The sequence below is a fragment of the Methanobrevibacter sp. genome (genome assembly GCF_045116495.1).
In the GTDB taxonomy this organism is placed as follows: Archaea; Methanobacteriota; Methanobacteria; order Methanobacteriales; family Methanobacteriaceae; genus Methanocatella.
This window is the reverse complement of record NZ_JBGULU010000102.1, coordinates 1-15208: the sequence shown is the minus strand read 5'-3', so window position 1 is coordinate 15208 and position 15208 is coordinate 1. Positions and strand designations below refer to the sequence as shown.

General features: G+C 33.4%; 11 protein-coding genes. 4 read left to right on the top strand and 7 right to left on the bottom strand.

The annotated features are described in order from the left end of the window. The first annotated feature begins 82 nt into the window (after positions 1 to 82). Positions 83 to 4846, top strand: coding sequence for a C1 family peptidase (locus ACJMLH_RS05790; protein WP_405275643.1), 4764 nt, complete (start codon positions 83 to 85; stop codon positions 4844 to 4846). A 14-nt stretch (positions 4847 to 4860) separates the two neighbouring features. On the opposite strand, the gene ACJMLH_RS05785 is transcribed toward ACJMLH_RS05790, so the two are convergent. The 3 genes from ACJMLH_RS05785 to ACJMLH_RS05775 all read right to left on the bottom strand — a co-directional run bounded on the left by ACJMLH_RS05785 (position 4861) and on the right by ACJMLH_RS05775 (position 7158). Next, positions 4861 to 5571 carry a thymidylate synthase gene (locus ACJMLH_RS05785; RefSeq protein WP_405275641.1) on the bottom strand — a complete coding sequence of 237 codons (711 nt, stop codon included), beginning with the start codon at positions 5569 to 5571 and terminating at the stop codon, positions 4861 to 4863. Between the two features lie 268 nt (positions 5572 to 5839). Then, a complete protein-coding gene (locus tag ACJMLH_RS05780; protein WP_405275639.1) occupies positions 5840 to 6412 on the bottom strand; it encodes a sugar O-acetyltransferase in 573 nt (190 codons plus the stop codon). 32 nt (positions 6413 to 6444) lie between these two features. After that, positions 6445 to 7158, bottom strand: a complete 714-nt coding sequence (locus ACJMLH_RS05775) for a hypothetical protein (RefSeq protein WP_405275637.1) — start codon at positions 7156 to 7158, stop codon at positions 6445 to 6447. Positions 7159 to 7263: 105 nt separating this feature from the next. On the opposite strand from ACJMLH_RS05775, the gene ACJMLH_RS05770 reads away from it, so the two are divergent. Further along, a complete protein-coding gene (locus ACJMLH_RS05770) occupies positions 7264 to 8004 on the top strand; it encodes a 3-oxoacyl-ACP reductase family protein (protein ID WP_405275635.1) in 741 nt (246 codons plus the stop codon). Positions 8005 to 8038: 34 nt separating this feature from the next. On the opposite strand, the gene ACJMLH_RS05765 is transcribed toward ACJMLH_RS05770, so the two are convergent. The 3 genes from ACJMLH_RS05765 to ACJMLH_RS05755 all read right to left on the bottom strand — a co-directional run bounded on the left by ACJMLH_RS05765 (position 8039) and on the right by ACJMLH_RS05755 (position 12456). Next, positions 8039 to 9844: an ABC transporter ATP-binding protein gene (locus ACJMLH_RS05765; protein ID WP_405275633.1), complete on the bottom strand. Its 1806-nt coding sequence runs from the start codon at positions 9842 to 9844 to the stop codon at positions 8039 to 8041. Continuing rightward, positions 9841 to 11526 carry an ABC transporter ATP-binding protein gene (locus ACJMLH_RS05760; RefSeq protein ID WP_405275631.1) on the bottom strand — a complete coding sequence of 562 codons (1686 nt, stop codon included), beginning with the start codon at positions 11524 to 11526 and terminating at the stop codon, positions 9841 to 9843. Before ACJMLH_RS05760 ends, ACJMLH_RS05765 begins: the two co-directional genes overlap by 4 nt. A 129-nt stretch (positions 11527 to 11655) precedes the next feature. Continuing rightward, positions 11656 to 12456 (bottom strand): DUF169 domain-containing protein, encoded by an 801-nt coding sequence (locus ACJMLH_RS05755; RefSeq protein ID WP_405275629.1) that lies wholly within the window; start codon positions 12454 to 12456, stop codon positions 11656 to 11658. Between the two features lie 66 nt (positions 12457 to 12522). Between ACJMLH_RS05755 and ACJMLH_RS05750 the strand changes: the two genes are divergently transcribed. Next, positions 12523 to 13065 (top strand): ribonuclease H, encoded by a 543-nt coding sequence (locus tag ACJMLH_RS05750; protein ID WP_405275628.1) that lies wholly within the window; start codon positions 12523 to 12525, stop codon positions 13063 to 13065. Between the two features lie 241 nt (positions 13066 to 13306). Further along, positions 13307 to 14737 carry a DUF3100 domain-containing protein gene (locus tag ACJMLH_RS05745; protein WP_405275627.1) on the top strand — a complete coding sequence of 477 codons (1431 nt, stop codon included), beginning with the start codon at positions 13307 to 13309 and terminating at the stop codon, positions 14735 to 14737. Positions 14738 to 14869: 132 nt separating this feature from the next. Here ACJMLH_RS05745 and ACJMLH_RS05740 read toward each other — a convergent pair whose 3' ends face one another. Beyond that, positions 14870 to 15172, bottom strand: a complete 303-nt coding sequence (locus ACJMLH_RS05740; RefSeq protein ID WP_405275625.1) for a hypothetical protein — start codon at positions 15170 to 15172, stop codon at positions 14870 to 14872. Between the last annotated feature and the right edge of the window lie 36 nt (positions 15173 to 15208).

Genomic DNA, 15208 nt, shown 5'->3' with positions numbered 1-15208 from the left:
ATAATATAAGAATTATAAATAAGGATAATCTATACATTTTAGCAAATTTTAGTGTTTAATTTGTTAAAACGGAGGCAGCAGTTTGAAAAAAATTAAACTTGTAATGATATTTTCAATATTCTGTTTAATCATTGCGATGGCTCCAACATTTGCAATGGATAATGATACAGCTATTGGAGTTCAAAATGATACTATAATTGGCGCAGACTATTATTTCGATGCTAACATTGAAAGTGACACTGGAACAGGGTCAATGTATAATCCGTATAAGGAATTGGATACTAAAAGAATTCCTGATAATTCTATTGTTCATTTAGCTGATGGTGAATATACCCTTAAAGGAAGTAAGAGTTATTCTAATTTAAGTATTATTGGTGAAAATCCTACAAAAACTATTGTTAAATATTATGATGCAGTCGGGTTCACTTCTAACGGATTAATAACCTTAAAAGATGTGTCATTTGTAGATTTACGTGTAAATGTTAATTCAAATGCTAATTTAAATGCTATAAATACAATTTTTTCCGGTTCATCCGGTTCCAATAGTGTTATCTATTCACAGAGCGGTCCTTCTACAGTTACCTTGGATAATTGTACATTTTCTCAAAATTCCGCTAAATTGGGTGGAGCGGTTTATTTGAATGAGGGTAATCTGAATATTAAAAATTCATTATTCACTGACAATTATGCGGAAGATTCCGGTGGAGCCATTTACTGCGATAATGTATCCGTATCCATTTCAAATACCAAATTTATAAATAATAGGGCTTTAAACGATGCTGGAGGAGCAATTTATTCACTACATTCTGAGATAATGGCCAAAACGGTTGAATTCATTAATTGTTCTGCTAGTTTTGGAGGCGCATTAACTTCACTGTCCTCTGATTTAAACCTGAATAATGTTATAGCCAAACATAACAGAGCAAAATATTATGGTGGAGCTATCTTTAAGATGTACACCTCTTTTGAATTATCAAACTCCAAATTCGAAAATAATTCTGCATTAAATGGTGGAGCATTATATGCAGATAACGTTGGTGATTTTAGAATAAATTCTAATAATTTTGTAAATAATTACGCTTCATCAACTGGCGGTGCTGTTTACTCTGTTTTAAGTGAATCTTACTATGATATTACTGATAAGCAGTTAAACAATACCTTTAAAAATAACAATGCTGAATCTTACAGGGATGTTTATCAAAATATTAATCCTAATTTGAATGTTGGAGACAATGATTATATTTTATTGCATTATAACTCAGATTATCTAGGCACCCTGCCTGAAATGTATGATTTAAGGGATTATGGTTATGTAACTCCTGCAAGAAACCAGGGGAAAGGAGGAAATTGCTGGTCCTTTTCTGCAATGGCCGCTTTGGAATCCTCAATTTTAAAAGCTGTAAATGTATCTTATGATTTATCTGAAGAAAATATGAAAAATATAGCATCATTGTATTCTGATTATGGCTGGTCAATGGAAACTAATGTTGGAGGATATGATAAGATGGCAATAGGTTATCTTACAGGTTGGCTGGGCCCAGTTAATGAAAGTGAAGATGAATATAGTGGAAGTTCAGTTTTATCTCCTCTGTTAAATGCTTTAATGCATATTCAGGATATTGCATTCTTAACAAGAGATAATTATACAGATAATGATGCTATTAAAAAAGCCATAATGGAATATGGTGCAGTTTCAACAAGCGTTTATTGGTCATCTTCCTATATCAATAACATTAAAAACTATTATTACACAGGAAGCTCCAGTGCAAATCATGCAGTAGCTATTGTAGGTTGGGATGATAATTATGAGGCATCTAATTTCAAAACTGCTCCAGCAGGCAATGGTGCATGGATAATTAAAAACAGTTGGGGTACTTCAGGGGATAATGGTTTTTATTATGTTTCTTATTATGATACTAAATTTGCACAGCCTGGAAAATATGTATCTTATGCATTAATCTTAAACAATACTGTAAAGTACGATAAGAATTATCAATATGACATTCCAGGCAGGACAGATTACTTTTTTAATACATCAAGTGTTGTTTGGTATAAAAATAAATTTACCGCAACTGATAATGAATATTTGGCTGCAGTATCAACATACTTTGAAAAAGACACTAATTGGGATTTGTCTGTTTATGTAAACAATGCTTTAAAACTTAAGCAATCCGGAACTGCAAATCCGGGCTACAAAACAATTGATTTAAACAATTTAATTCCTCTTAAAAAAGGAGATGCTTTTGAAGTCGTATTTAAAATAACTGTCAAAAACGATGCGGGAGTTCCAATTTCTGAAAGTGTATCCCTGAATGTTGAAATGTATAAGCAAGGAATTTCATTTATCAGCTATGACGGGAAAAAGTGGGTTGACTTTTATGAATTAGAATGGGAATACCCTGATCATACATATGCATCACAAGTAGCATGTATTAAAGCATTCACTGTTTTAAACCCAATTAAGACTTCAATCAAGTTAACTCTCAGCAACATTAAAGATACCACTGCAGATATAATGGCCAGAGTATTTGATGAATATGGAAATCAGGTCAAATACGGTAAAATCACTTTCAATATTGATGGTACCAGCAAAACAGTGGACATTAGTGGAGGAGTAGCAAAATTAGCTAACATTAATGTTAAAACAGGCATTAATAATTATACTGCAAAATTCAGTGCAGTTGGTTATGATAGCTCTTCCAATTTTGTATTGTTAAGCACTTCTCGCATAGATACCAATATTTCTTTAGATATTTTATCAGACACCAATCCTTTTGCATTTAGAGCAACAGTTGTCGATAAAAACAATAAACCTGTTGGCAGCGGTACAGTTTATTTCAATGTTGAAGGTGTAAATTATCCGGTAGCTGTTAAAAATGGTGTCGCTAACTTGGATTACTCCTTTAAAACATTTGGCGTGAAAAATATATACGCAACATACACAGATCTGTACTGTTATAAAACTTCAAATGATGACAAATCTATTAATTTGCAGGGTATTGGTACAGAAATTACAGTTTCAGTAAATGGCCAATACAATCCTATTACACTTACTGCAAATGTCAATGATATCAACGGCAAAAAAGTCAATCATGGTAATGTTATTTTCAAGATAGATGGCCTAAATTATTCAGTTAATGTAACTAATGGTGTTGCTAGTTTAAGTCATGTTTTCCAAAGACCTGGCACAAATTCCATTAAAGCGGAATATGTTGATAATGATTATGTGTATAACTCATCTTCATGTGATAAATCAGTTTCTGTGTTACTCAAATCAACTTCCATAAGCCTGAATCTAAAATCAAACGATAAGGTAACCAATCCTGTCAATATAATCGCTACAGTTACAGATAAAGACAACAATCCTGTTAAAAGCGGAAAAGTAACATTCTCTTTAGACGGTGAGACAAAAGTTGTTGAAGTGGCAAATGGAAAAGCTAGCATAAGTCATGTTTTCAAAAAGACAGGATTGAATGATGTTGTTGTCAATTATGTTGATTTGAATTACTATGACAGTTCATCAAATCGCATTTCATTAAATGTGGCTAAAATCGATGTTGATTTAACCGTAAGTGTTGAGAAAAAGTTTCGTGATGCAAACATTAATTTGAAATTTTCAAAATCTATCGATGAACATATTATAGTTTATGTTAATAATAATAGGTATTTGGTTAAATCAAGTGCAGGCAGTGCCCAAATAAAATTATCTAACCTTGATATTGGAAAATATACTGTTAAAACATATGTTGACAGTTATATTTACAATACTAATAATAAAACTGCCAGCTTTGAAATTACTCCGATTCACACAAACATTGTCAGTCAGGGTGCTGTGTTCTATTTAAATAATAACATGTATTATTCAGTTGTGTTAAAAGATGAAAACGGTCTTGTAATTCCAAATGTCAAAGTCAGTTTAACTATTAATAATAAAACAGTCAATAAACAAACAGATTCATCAGGTAATGCTTCATTTAAATTAGATTTATCTGTCGGCACATTTCTTGCGAATGTTGCGTTTGATGGGAATAGATATTATATAAAATCTAGTTTGAATAAGATAATCACTGTCAAATCAACCATATCTTTACCTGCAATTGCAAAATATACATATGGTGCTGTTTATACGGCCAGTTTATTGGATGCGCAGGGAAATGTATTAAAAAACAAGACTGTTGATGTAAGAATTGATGATGAAGTTTATAAATTATCAAGCGGCATGAACGGTGATGTAAATTATATTGTTAATCTAACACCTGACTCCTATCAAATCACAGTTACAAATCCAGTTACCGGTGAGGTAAAATCCCAAACCATAAATGTCGTTTCCAGAATTGGAGAAAATAAGAATTTAACAATGTATTATGGTGCCGGATCCAGCTATAAAGTAAGGGTGTATGACGATAACGGAAATGTTGCATCTGGTGTGGAAGTGAACTTTAAGATTAATGGCAAAACATACAAAAAATTCACTAATTCCAATGGTTATGCATCACTTAAAATCGATAATAGTTTCAATCCGAAAACATATACTATAACAGCAACTTACAAGGGATATAAGGTTTCTAATAAAGTCACAGTTAAACCTACATTGGTATGTAAAAATATGAATGTTAAAAAGTCTAAAACATTCAAATATACTGTAAAACTGCTTAATAATAAGGGTAAAATCTTAAAAAATAAATATGTTAAAGTAAAATTCAAAGGAAAAACATATAATGCAAAAACCAATTCAAAAGGAATAGCTACCTTTAAAATTAAAGTCAATTCAAAATTAGGTAAGTTTACAATAACTTCCAGTTATGGAAGTGCTAAAATTTCTAAAAAAATAACAGTCAAAAAATAAGGTTGAAATAAACCTTATTTATTTGCTTTAATCAATTTACGGGCTGCTTTAATGTCGGTATTGTAAATATGGCCTGAAGTGGAATGGTAGTGTACTCCGCCAAAATTTATTTTTTCACCAACGATTTCCTTGTTGACTTCTTCTTTCATTTTTAATCCGAGATATGCTATGAAAAACATGTTTGAGTAAAATGCTCCGAAGATGTCATTGCTTCTAAAGATACAATGGATTGTTAATTCGTTGTCACGGACAATGCATTGCAGGAACTGAAGGCATGGTATGTCCTCTTCTTCAGCATCTTCAATTGGATTTATTGTAACTGCAACTGCACGGTTTGATCCGGTTGCATTTAAGATTCTTTTTTTCATTGTTTCGAATTGGTCAACATCAAAATGAGCAAAAATACGGTTAGGGTAAGTGTAAACAAATCCCTGTGTGTTTTCAATTATTTCTGGGTCTTCCACAGATTGTACGTATTGATATAATGCGTCGCTTTTAATCGGACAGTTTTCAAGGTCAAATTTTCCAGATTTTATATCTGCAAGCATCATGTCTGTAGTGTAATTCTGATATTTTGCTCTGAATTTCAAATCAAGCGGGTCGTCAATTATATAGAAATTCCCTAAACTTTCAAGTAAATGATGATTTGAGTCTTTATAGGTTTCTTTTCCTTGTTTTAAGATTTTATCAACAAAATCTAAGTAACATTGTGTAATACTTAACATATAAAACATCCCTTTTAAATTAATTATAGTTATGTTTTGCAAATTATATATAATTTTTTAACAAAAATTTTTCAAAGCTGATTTTTCAATAAAATTCAATACTTTAATGTTTTCATGTAGATAACTGATTTCAATTCATTAAGTATTGGCAGTAAAATCAATTATCTTAATTTATGCTATTAATATTATTATTGTTTTTACATTAACTATAATTTTAATTAATCATATTTTCAATTATTTGATAACCCATATTGCGCTATTGAAGAATCTATTTTTCATTGACTTTCCTCACCAATTTTGCGGGAATGCCTGCAACAATGGTATTTGGCTCGACATCTTTTGTAACGACTGCACCTGCCGCAACAATGGCACCATCACCTATTGTAATTCCCGGCAATACAGTAACATTTGAACCTAACCATGCACCATTTCCAATTTTAATAGGTGAAGGAAGTAGATTAGCTCTTTTTTGAGGATCTTCACTATGATTAAGTGTAAGCAGGCATGCATTGTGCCCTATTAAAACATTGTCTCCAATGAAAATTCCTCCCTGATCCTGCATGGTACAGTTTGAATTTATAAAGACATTTTCTCCAACATGGATGTTTTTTCCACAGTCTGTGTGGAAGGGCGGAACAAGTCTTAAAGTGCCGTTAACCGGCTGTGAGGTAAGTTCAGCAAAAATTTCTCTTATTTCATCTTCGGTGTGGTATTCACAGTTCAGTTTACTTTTAATCCTGATAGCTTCAAGAAGCAGTTTATCAAACATTTCCTGAACTTCAGAGGGGCTTTCAACTTCCTTTCCGCTATTTACATAATCTAAAAATTCTTTCAAATCCATGTTTTAATATTTATTCTATTTATTTAATAAAATTAGGGATGATGGCTAATTGCAGCAAATTCCACCATCATGTCAAACAGTTCTTTAGCCTTGTTGGTTGAATCCTGTTCTGTAATGTCTTCAGGTATCTCATATACGAAGGTAGGATGGCCTGACTGGGCTATTGGAATTGAAACCAGTTGGGCAGATGTTGATTTATAGGTTTCATTGCCTGTTTTAGGATAATAATTGAAATCACTGGTTTTTTGGATTTTTTCAGATATTTCAACTGAAGCGCTGTCCATTGCAGGAGTGGCAACGTAAAATCCTTCGCCATAACTTTCAATGTGTGAATGGCTTATTATCACGCAATCCGCATCTGAAGAGGCCACATCATCATTCACATAATCCTGAACAAGATGTTCTCCATTGTATCGTCCGTTCTCATAATCTTCGGGGTCTTTGGTTACACGGACATCATAATGAATAATCTTAACGTCAGGATGATCTCTTACATATTCTTTTGCGGCCTTGATTTCAGGATCAATTGACAGGGTTTCTCTTGGATGGATTCCGGTTATTAAAGCTATTGTGTTATTTGCGCTGGCATTACCGTAAACATTTTTTACAACAGTTCCGGTATCTGTATCTCCAAGTGTTGCAGTATCAATAGGAATTTGTGTGTTTAGCATTGGCCAAATATAGATTAATCCCACAATCACTATTAAAATTAAAATTAGTACTGCGATTTTATTTTTCTTTTCCAAATTTTCACCTTTATATGATATTTTGTTTTGGTATATAATATTTTTTTGTGAAAATTTAATAATGTTAAAAACATATATATTATTACCAAAAAATAGGTGAAAAATATGGCAAAAAATGCAATAATTACTGGTGGATCCAGAGGATTAGGTAAAGCAATGACTTTGAAATTAGGCGAACTCGGATACAATGTAGCTATCAACTACAGAAGCGACTCATCTAAACAATTAACCGAAGATTTAGTTGAAGAACTTAAATCAGAATATGGTGTGGAAGCTATTGCTGTACAGGCAGATGTAAGTAAATTTGAAGACTGTGAAAAATTAGTAAACGCAGCTGTTGAAGCATTCGGTGAAGAAATCGACGCATTGGTAAACAATGCAGGAATTACCAACAACTGCAACTTCATTGACTTGCAGCCTGAAGAATATGAAAGAGTAATCAACACAAACCTTGTAAGTATGATGCACATGTGTCACTTGGCATTACCTTACATGGTAGACCGTGATACTGCAATTGTATGTACCTCATCTGTCGGTGGTTTAACTGGCGTAATCAACCAAGCAGACTACTGTGCTGCCAAAACCGGTGTAATCGGTTTATGCCGTGCACTTGCTTTAGAATTTGCTCCAAGAAAAGTAAGAGTCAATTCCATTGCTCCTGGTATGATTATGACTGACATGTTAAAAGGAGTAAATCAGGATGAATTAAATGCACTTGCTGCAACAATTCCTCTCGGACACATTGGTGAGCCAAAAGAAATTGCAGGTGCTTTAGAATATATTTTAACTGCAGACTACTTGACAGGTCAAGTAATCTCACCTAACGGTGGATTTGTATTACAATAGGGTTAAAATTTAACCTTATTTTTTTTATTTTTTTTTAGCGAATATTTTCTTTTGATTGAGCATTTAAAGTGTGGTAATAATATCCTTTTTTAGCTAGAAGCTCTTCATGATTTCCCTGCTCAATTATCTTACCATTTTCAATTACAATAATCTTATCCGCATTTCTGATGGTTGATAATCTGTGTGCAATGATGAAGCTGGTTTTGTTTTCCATTAGTTTATCCATAGCTTTTTGAATAAGCTTTTCAGTTCTGGTATCTACACTTGAAGTTGCCTCATCTAAAATCAGAACTTCTTTTGTTGAAAGGATGGTTCTGGCTATTGTCAACAGCTGCTTTTGCCCATGTGAAATATTGTCTGAATCTTCGTTTAGCAAGGTTTCATATCCGTCTGGAAGCTGCCTTATGAAATTATCTGCATAAACTTGCTTTGATGCATCAACAACGTCATTTTCTGAAGCATCCAGATTGCCGTAGTGAATATTGCTTTCAATTGTATCTGAAAAGAGCCAGGAGTCCTGCAGCACCATTCCAATGAGTGACCTTAAGGAATGCTTATCGTATTGGCTGATGTCTGTTCCGTCGATTTTAATGGAACCTGCATCAATATCATAAAATCTCATAAGCAATTTGACAATTGTTGTTTTTCCAGCTCCTGTTTCACCGACAATAGCTACTTTTTCACCTTTTTTAACGCTGAATGACAAATCTTTGATTATTGTCTCATTAGGTAAATATCCGAAAGAAACGTTTTCAAAGGTAATTTCATCTCTGATTTCTGTAATCTGCATGTCGGATGAATTTTCCTCATCTTCATATTCCAAAAATTCAAATATGCGCTCACTTGCGGCCATGGCGGTTTGGATTTGATGCATGACTCTTGTAATTTGCTGGATAGGTCTTGTAAAGCTCTGCACATACTGGAAGAAAGCAAGAATATCTCCAACTGTAATTGCCTTTTGAAGAACAAATATTGCTCCTAAAACAGCTATCAATACATATGCAAAATTTGAAATGAAGTTCATTAACGGACCGTTTAGACTTGAATAGAATTGTGATTTCCATTCCTGATCAAACCATTTCTCATTGTCCTCTTCGAATTTCTCCATTGAAATGTCTTCCTGGTTAAATGCACGTATGATGTCATGGCCTGTGAATGTTTCTTCAATTTGAGCATTCAGTGAACCTTTGTGGACTAACTGCTTTAGGAAATAGCTTTGGGAGTATTTTGTAATGACTCTGATGATTAAAAATGCGATTGGGATAAGAATAATTGTGGCTAATGTCATCCAAATATTGATGGACAGCATCATAATAGATACTCCAACAAGAGTAATCACTGCAGTTGTCAGCTGTATGAATGATTGGGTAATTCCGTTCTGAAGTGAATCAATATCATTTGTTATTCTGGATAAGATGTCTCCTCTTTTGTTTTCTTCAACCTTATCCATCGGAAGGCTTAAAATTTTATCCATCAGTCTTTTTCTCAAATCATAACTGATTTTTGTAGAAATTTTAACTAAAAGATAACTTTGCAGATATGAAAATATGGAACTGACAATGTATAAAGCAACAACTATTATTAAAATATTATATAAGCTTGCAAAATCAATTGAACCTGTATGGTGGATGAGATTGTTGATTCCATCATAGATTATGGTTGTGGCCTGACCTATCATTAACGGTGCAATAATCGTAAATGCCGTTGAAAGGACTGCGCAAATCACAGTTATGATTAATCTGTATTTATGGTCTTTCAAGAGAGATAGGATATTTTTTATGGCTCTTTTATTGTCGACAGGCTTTTCAGGAGGTTTTCTTCTAATTGGACGTGGACTCATAATAGTGCCTCCATGCTGTCAATTTGAGTGTTCACGATTTCTTTGTAGATTTCACAGCTTTCAGTCAAACTTTTATGAGTTCCTCTGTCTACAATTTCACCATTGTCAATTACAAGAATTTCATCTGCATCCATGATTGTTGAAATTCTCTGAGAAACAATAAGAACTGATGATTCCTTTAGACTTTTCAGGTTATCTTTGATTTTACGTTCTGTATTCATGTCAAGTGCTGAAAAACAATCGTCAAACAGATAAAATTCATGATATCCGATGATTGACCGGGCTATTGACAGACGTTGCTTCTGACCGCCTGAAAAGTTTGAGCCTCCCTGGGTCACCTCTTCATCCAAATCTTCAACGAAATCTACTTGAGCCAGATTCAGCGCATTATTGATTTCTTCATCTGTCGCATCATTTTTTCCTGTTTGCATGTTTGACTTTACGGTTCCCTGAAAAAGAATTGCCTTTTGGGGTGTAAAGCTAATTTTATCTCTTAAAGTCTTTAATTTAAAGCTTTTTATGTTTTTTCCGTCAATTAGGATTTCACCGGAAGTCGGGTCCTGAAGTCTAGGTATCAGATTCAGGATTGTTGATTTGCCGCTGCCTGTGCCTCCAATGATTGCGGTAGTTTTGCCTGGTGTTAGGCTGAAATTAATGTCTTTCAGGGTTTCCTTTTCACTGCCAGGATATTGATAGTAAACATTTTTGAACTCGATTGTTGAATTTTCATTAATTTCGGTTAATTCTCCGTCTGTTATTGTAAGTTCTGTTGTTAGAACCTCATTTACACGGCGTCCTGAAACCAGAATTCTTGGAAGTATTATGAAAAACGCTCCAATCATTAAAAATGAAGTAACAATCTGGGTTGCATATTGAATAAATGCTATGATGTCTCCTGTTAGGATGGAACCGCTTATTGCATCATATGCTCCAAAGTATAAAATCAGAACAACCATCAGATTCATAATCAGGGTCATTAGCGGAAGCATGATAAGAATAATTCTAAATACATAAATGTTAACATCATAAAGCTCCTTATTTGCCGCATTGAATTTTTTCCTCTCATAGTCCTGCCTTACAAATGCTTTAATGACAGGTATTCCGATAAGTATTTCCCTTGAAATCTTATTGATTTTATCAATGATTTCCTGAGTTATTCTAAAGTAAGGAAGTACTTTAACCATAACAATCACTAAAAGGATAGTGACTGCAACAAAGGTAACTGCAATAATCCATGAAAGGTCAGTTCCAAGTTCAAAAGCTTTAACTATGCTTCCAATACCTAGCATAGGTGCAAATAGGAGTGTTGTAAAAATCATTCCAAGAACTCCCTGCAGCTGGTTGATGTCATTGGTTGACCTTGTAATCAGGGAAGACCTTGAAATTTTGTTCAATTCATGATTTGAGAACTTCAACACTTTTGAATAAACAAGTTTCCTTAAGTCTTTAGCATAGCCTGATGAAACCCTGCTTGAAAAATAAGAAACGCCCACAGTTGCAAAGGCAGAAATCGCCACCATCAAAAGCATCATCTCTCCGACGGATATGATAAAGTTAAAATCAGTATTCTGGATACCTATATTTACAATGTCTGCAGTGTATTGGGGAAGTGTCAAGTCACAGTAAACCTGCACGAGTAAAAGCAAAAATATTGCAAAGATATATCCAATCTTATTTTTCATTGGTGCGATTAATTTTTTCATTAATTAAATATTGGTGCATTGAAATTAATAAAAGTTATATGTTTGGTGGTGTTATTAAAGTTTTGTTCAAATGTCCGAGGGAATCGGACATCTGAAAATTTTTCGAGACTATTTGAATTTTTTCCACAAATCAGTTTGTAGAACACTGTTTTTACCAACTTCTTCAAGCTTTAAAAACAGTTCCCATGGCATTGACACGGTCAGATAGTCATTAGGAATAAAGTGTTTCATTTTGGAACGTCCTGCAAAGTCAATTGGGCCTAAAACAGGTTTAGGGTCATCACTTTCACTTTCCCTAAATGTAAAGTTTCCAATGGCCTGACAAGCTGATGCCTGTGGAGTCAAAATTGAAGCATTGTTGTCCCTGAATGATGAATTTATCTGTATTAATGCGGTCAATTCAATAGGATTGACTGTAAAAATAACTGATTTTGGAATTTCGCCATCTTCAAGATTTTCAAGACCTTTAAAAATCACGTATTCTCCTTCGTCATAGACAGGTCTTGATTTGATTCCGGCTTTTGCAGTATCAAAATCACAGTATATTCTCTCACCATGCCTAAACATTTCGCTTGTTGGTTTTGCCATATTTTCCAGTCTTTTTTCATATTCCTCTCTATTTGGAGCTGAATCGACACCCAATGACAGGAATGTGGCCTGAAAATCAATTGCATCTTCATTGGCCATACCTGATCCCCATCCGAAACCTACGGAGATTCCTCCACAGGTAATGTGTTCACGACCAAAGTAGGTTGTTTTTCTTTTAGCTATTGTCTGTGCAACAAAACTCATCACACATCCACCTTTTCCTGTTTTTGGACCGATTGCATCTTCTGGTTTGGTGTCTGTCTTTAATAAAACGATTGGTGGAAATTTCATGTCCAATTCTTTTGCGATTAAACTTTGCATTTTAACTACCTCAATATGATTTTTAATGATGAAAATATATAATATTATTTAATTGGAGAAATTATTATGGATATCTATTCTTATTTTACAGACGGTGCAGCCACAATGGTCAATAAAAATGGAAAATATTTGCGAAAAGAAGGTGGTTGGGCATTCATCATGTGCCTAAATGGTGAAAGGCAATCTGTTCAAAGCGGAGGCTGCAATTTAACTACAAATAATGAAATGGAGTTGTATGCAATATATGCTTCCATGAGGGATTTTCTTGACAACTGCAGAAATGGAGACAAAATTGAAATATATACTGACAGCGGATACTGCATTGGAATATTTACACAGTGGGCCAAAGGATGGGAAAGGAGAGGATGGAAGAAATCGGATGGAAAGCCTGTTGAAAACCTCCCATTAATTAAAGCAATCTGGAAATTGATGGGAAATATAGATGATAAAGGCTGTGAGTTATTGTTTGTTAAGGTTAAAGGTCATTCCAATAATGTTTTGAATAATGAAGCTGATGAGCTGGCAGTTGAAGCTAAAAATATTGCTGGTAAAACTGGAAAAACTGTCGGTTATGATGGTAAACCTGACTCTCTTTTGGGTACTAAATGATTTTTAATGAATATTTGATGGTTATTTGTTTAAATAATGGTAATGTTGTAGCCAATATGTTTATTTGTTTAAATTTTTAGTTGGTATTTTCAATAACAAAAATATTTTAATAGTCTCAATAATATAAATTCAAGTATAGAATATTTGTATATTTATTCAAATTCACGAATAAAATCAATTTTGATGAGTGGGTATTCAAAATTTTTGGGGGGATTTTATTTCTGATGATTATTCGAAGCATATGCAAGAACAACAGATGCAAGAAAAGCATATGCATGAACAGCAAATTCATAAACAGCATATAGGTAAAAAACCTAGGTTTAAACTCCATAGACTTAGGAGAAGAGCTGATAGAGCAATTAAAAAGAGTCCTCCATGGAGAGAATATAATTTAAGTATTGTCGTATTGATTTTAGTTGTTATTTCAATGGCTATTGGAGTTATAGAGATTAAAATAACAGATACAATCAGTTTTTTATTATTGCCATTAATATATTCTTTAGTTATGGGGTTGGCTCTTTATTTGGCAAAACCTTTTAAATATATTGATGATGAGCAAGCTAAAGTAGCTGAAGGGGTTATGGTTTTACTTATCGGTGTTTTAATTTCCAAATTAGCTATTTCAAGTGGTCAATCTATTGATATTATTTTTAATGTAGGTCCTGCTTTGATTTTTCAGCTGCTCGGTGATTTGGGCACTCTCATTGCATTGCCTGTTGCTTTACTTTTAGGTTTTAGAAGAGAAGTTATTGGTATGGCAAGTTCCATTTGTCGTGAACCGAACTTGGGAATTATTATTGATAAATATGGTTTTAAATCTCCGGAAGCACGTGGTGTTTTAGCTATTTTTGTCATAGGATCAATTATTGGTACTCCTTTTATCAGTTTTTTATCAAGTATATGTGTTTCAATCATACCATATCATCCATATGCCTTTGCAATGGCATCAGGTATAGGAAGTGCAAGTATGAACGCTGCAGCATTGGTTCCATTGGTGCATATGCATCCGGCTATGGCTACTCAATTGGAAGCTTTTGCAGGATGCAGTAATATTCTTTCATTCTGTCTGGGCATTTACATGTGTATGTTTGTTTCATTGCCTATTGCAGAAAAATTATATAAATGGTTATCTCCAAAGTTAGGTAAAGGTAATGCAAGCCTTGAAGAGGGGTATGTTCCTGATGATGCAGATGATGATGAAGATGTTTCTGACGGATTAAGTTTTGGTAAACTTAAAAGATGGGGCGCATTGCTTTTTGTATTTTCAGTTATTGTAGCTGTTGGAAATTTTGTAGGTTATCGTACTTCTATAATTGATTCATTTATTGGAATGCTTATTATTTCCATCATTACCATTACAGGAATGGCTCTTGAAAGGGTTTGCCCAGGTCATATCCAATCAATTATTTTCATAAGTATTATTGGTTTGCTGGTGTCAATTCCAGGAGCTCCAACCGCCAATTTTGTAGCACATTATGTCTCTCAAGTTGAGTTAACTACAATATGTACTGCATTTCTAGGTTATGTTGGTATTGCAATCGGTAAAGATTGGGATGAATTTAAAAGAATCGGCTGGAGAGGAGTTATTGTTGCTTTAATTGTAATTACAGGAACTTATCTTGGTTCTGCATCAATTGCAAATTTAACTCTATTCTTAACCGGTATGATTTAGGAAATCTATTTTTTTCCTTTTTTTTCAATAATGCAGTTAACAAAATCAGTTTTAGAAAATTTCAGTTAAAATTTTTAAAAAAATAGAAAATAAATGATTGTAAAAATCATTTTTTAATTTCAAATAAAAAAATTATAATTTAAAGAATTCAGACCATTTTACTTTACGTCTGGTTTCTTCAATTGCCACATCGTATGTTTCAGGTTTAGGCTCAGCTTTTTCCATTATTTCTGCTTTAATGTTTACATCGAAGTCGCTGTTTTCTATTTTTTCCAGTATGTCATCATCAGGATGATTTTCTTCAACTTGTGTTTTAATTTCATTTTGGACTTTAAAAAGAAGATCGATTGCTTGGCCAACACTAATGCCATTGGCTTTTAAGATTTCAATTTTTTCCATTTGTTCATCTGTAAATTCAATTTCCATTTTTGTCATGTTTATTCCACCAATATCCTATATTCATTGTATTAA

Coding starts and splice junctions, on each gene's coding strand:
- ACJMLH_RS05785 (WP_405275641.1), bottom strand. CDS start 5,571: ATGTTAAGTATTACACAATGTTACTTAGATTTTGTTGATAAAATCTTA.
- ACJMLH_RS05780 (WP_405275639.1), bottom strand. CDS start 6,412: ATGGATTTGAAAGAATTTTTAGATTATGTAAATAGCGGAAAGGAAGTT.
- ACJMLH_RS05770 (WP_405275635.1), top strand. CDS start 7,264: ATGGCAAAAAATGCAATAATTACTGGTGGATCCAGAGGATTAGGTAAA.
- ACJMLH_RS05765 (WP_405275633.1), bottom strand. CDS start 9,844: ATGAGTCCACGTCCAATTAGAAGAAAACCTCCTGAAAAGCCTGTCGAC.
- ACJMLH_RS05760 (WP_405275631.1), bottom strand. CDS start 11,526: ATGAAAAATAAGATTGGATATATCTTTGCAATATTTTTGCTTTTACTC.
- ACJMLH_RS05755 (WP_405275629.1), bottom strand. CDS start 12,456: ATGCAAAGTTTAATCGCAAAAGAATTGGACATGAAATTTCCACCAATC.
- ACJMLH_RS05750 (WP_405275628.1), top strand. CDS start 12,523: ATGGATATCTATTCTTATTTTACAGACGGTGCAGCCACAATGGTCAAT.
- ACJMLH_RS05745 (WP_405275627.1), top strand. CDS start 13,307: ATGCAAGAACAACAGATGCAAGAAAAGCATATGCATGAACAGCAAATT.
- ACJMLH_RS05740 (WP_405275625.1), bottom strand. CDS start 15,172: ATGACAAAAATGGAAATTGAATTTACAGATGAACAAATGGAAAAAATT.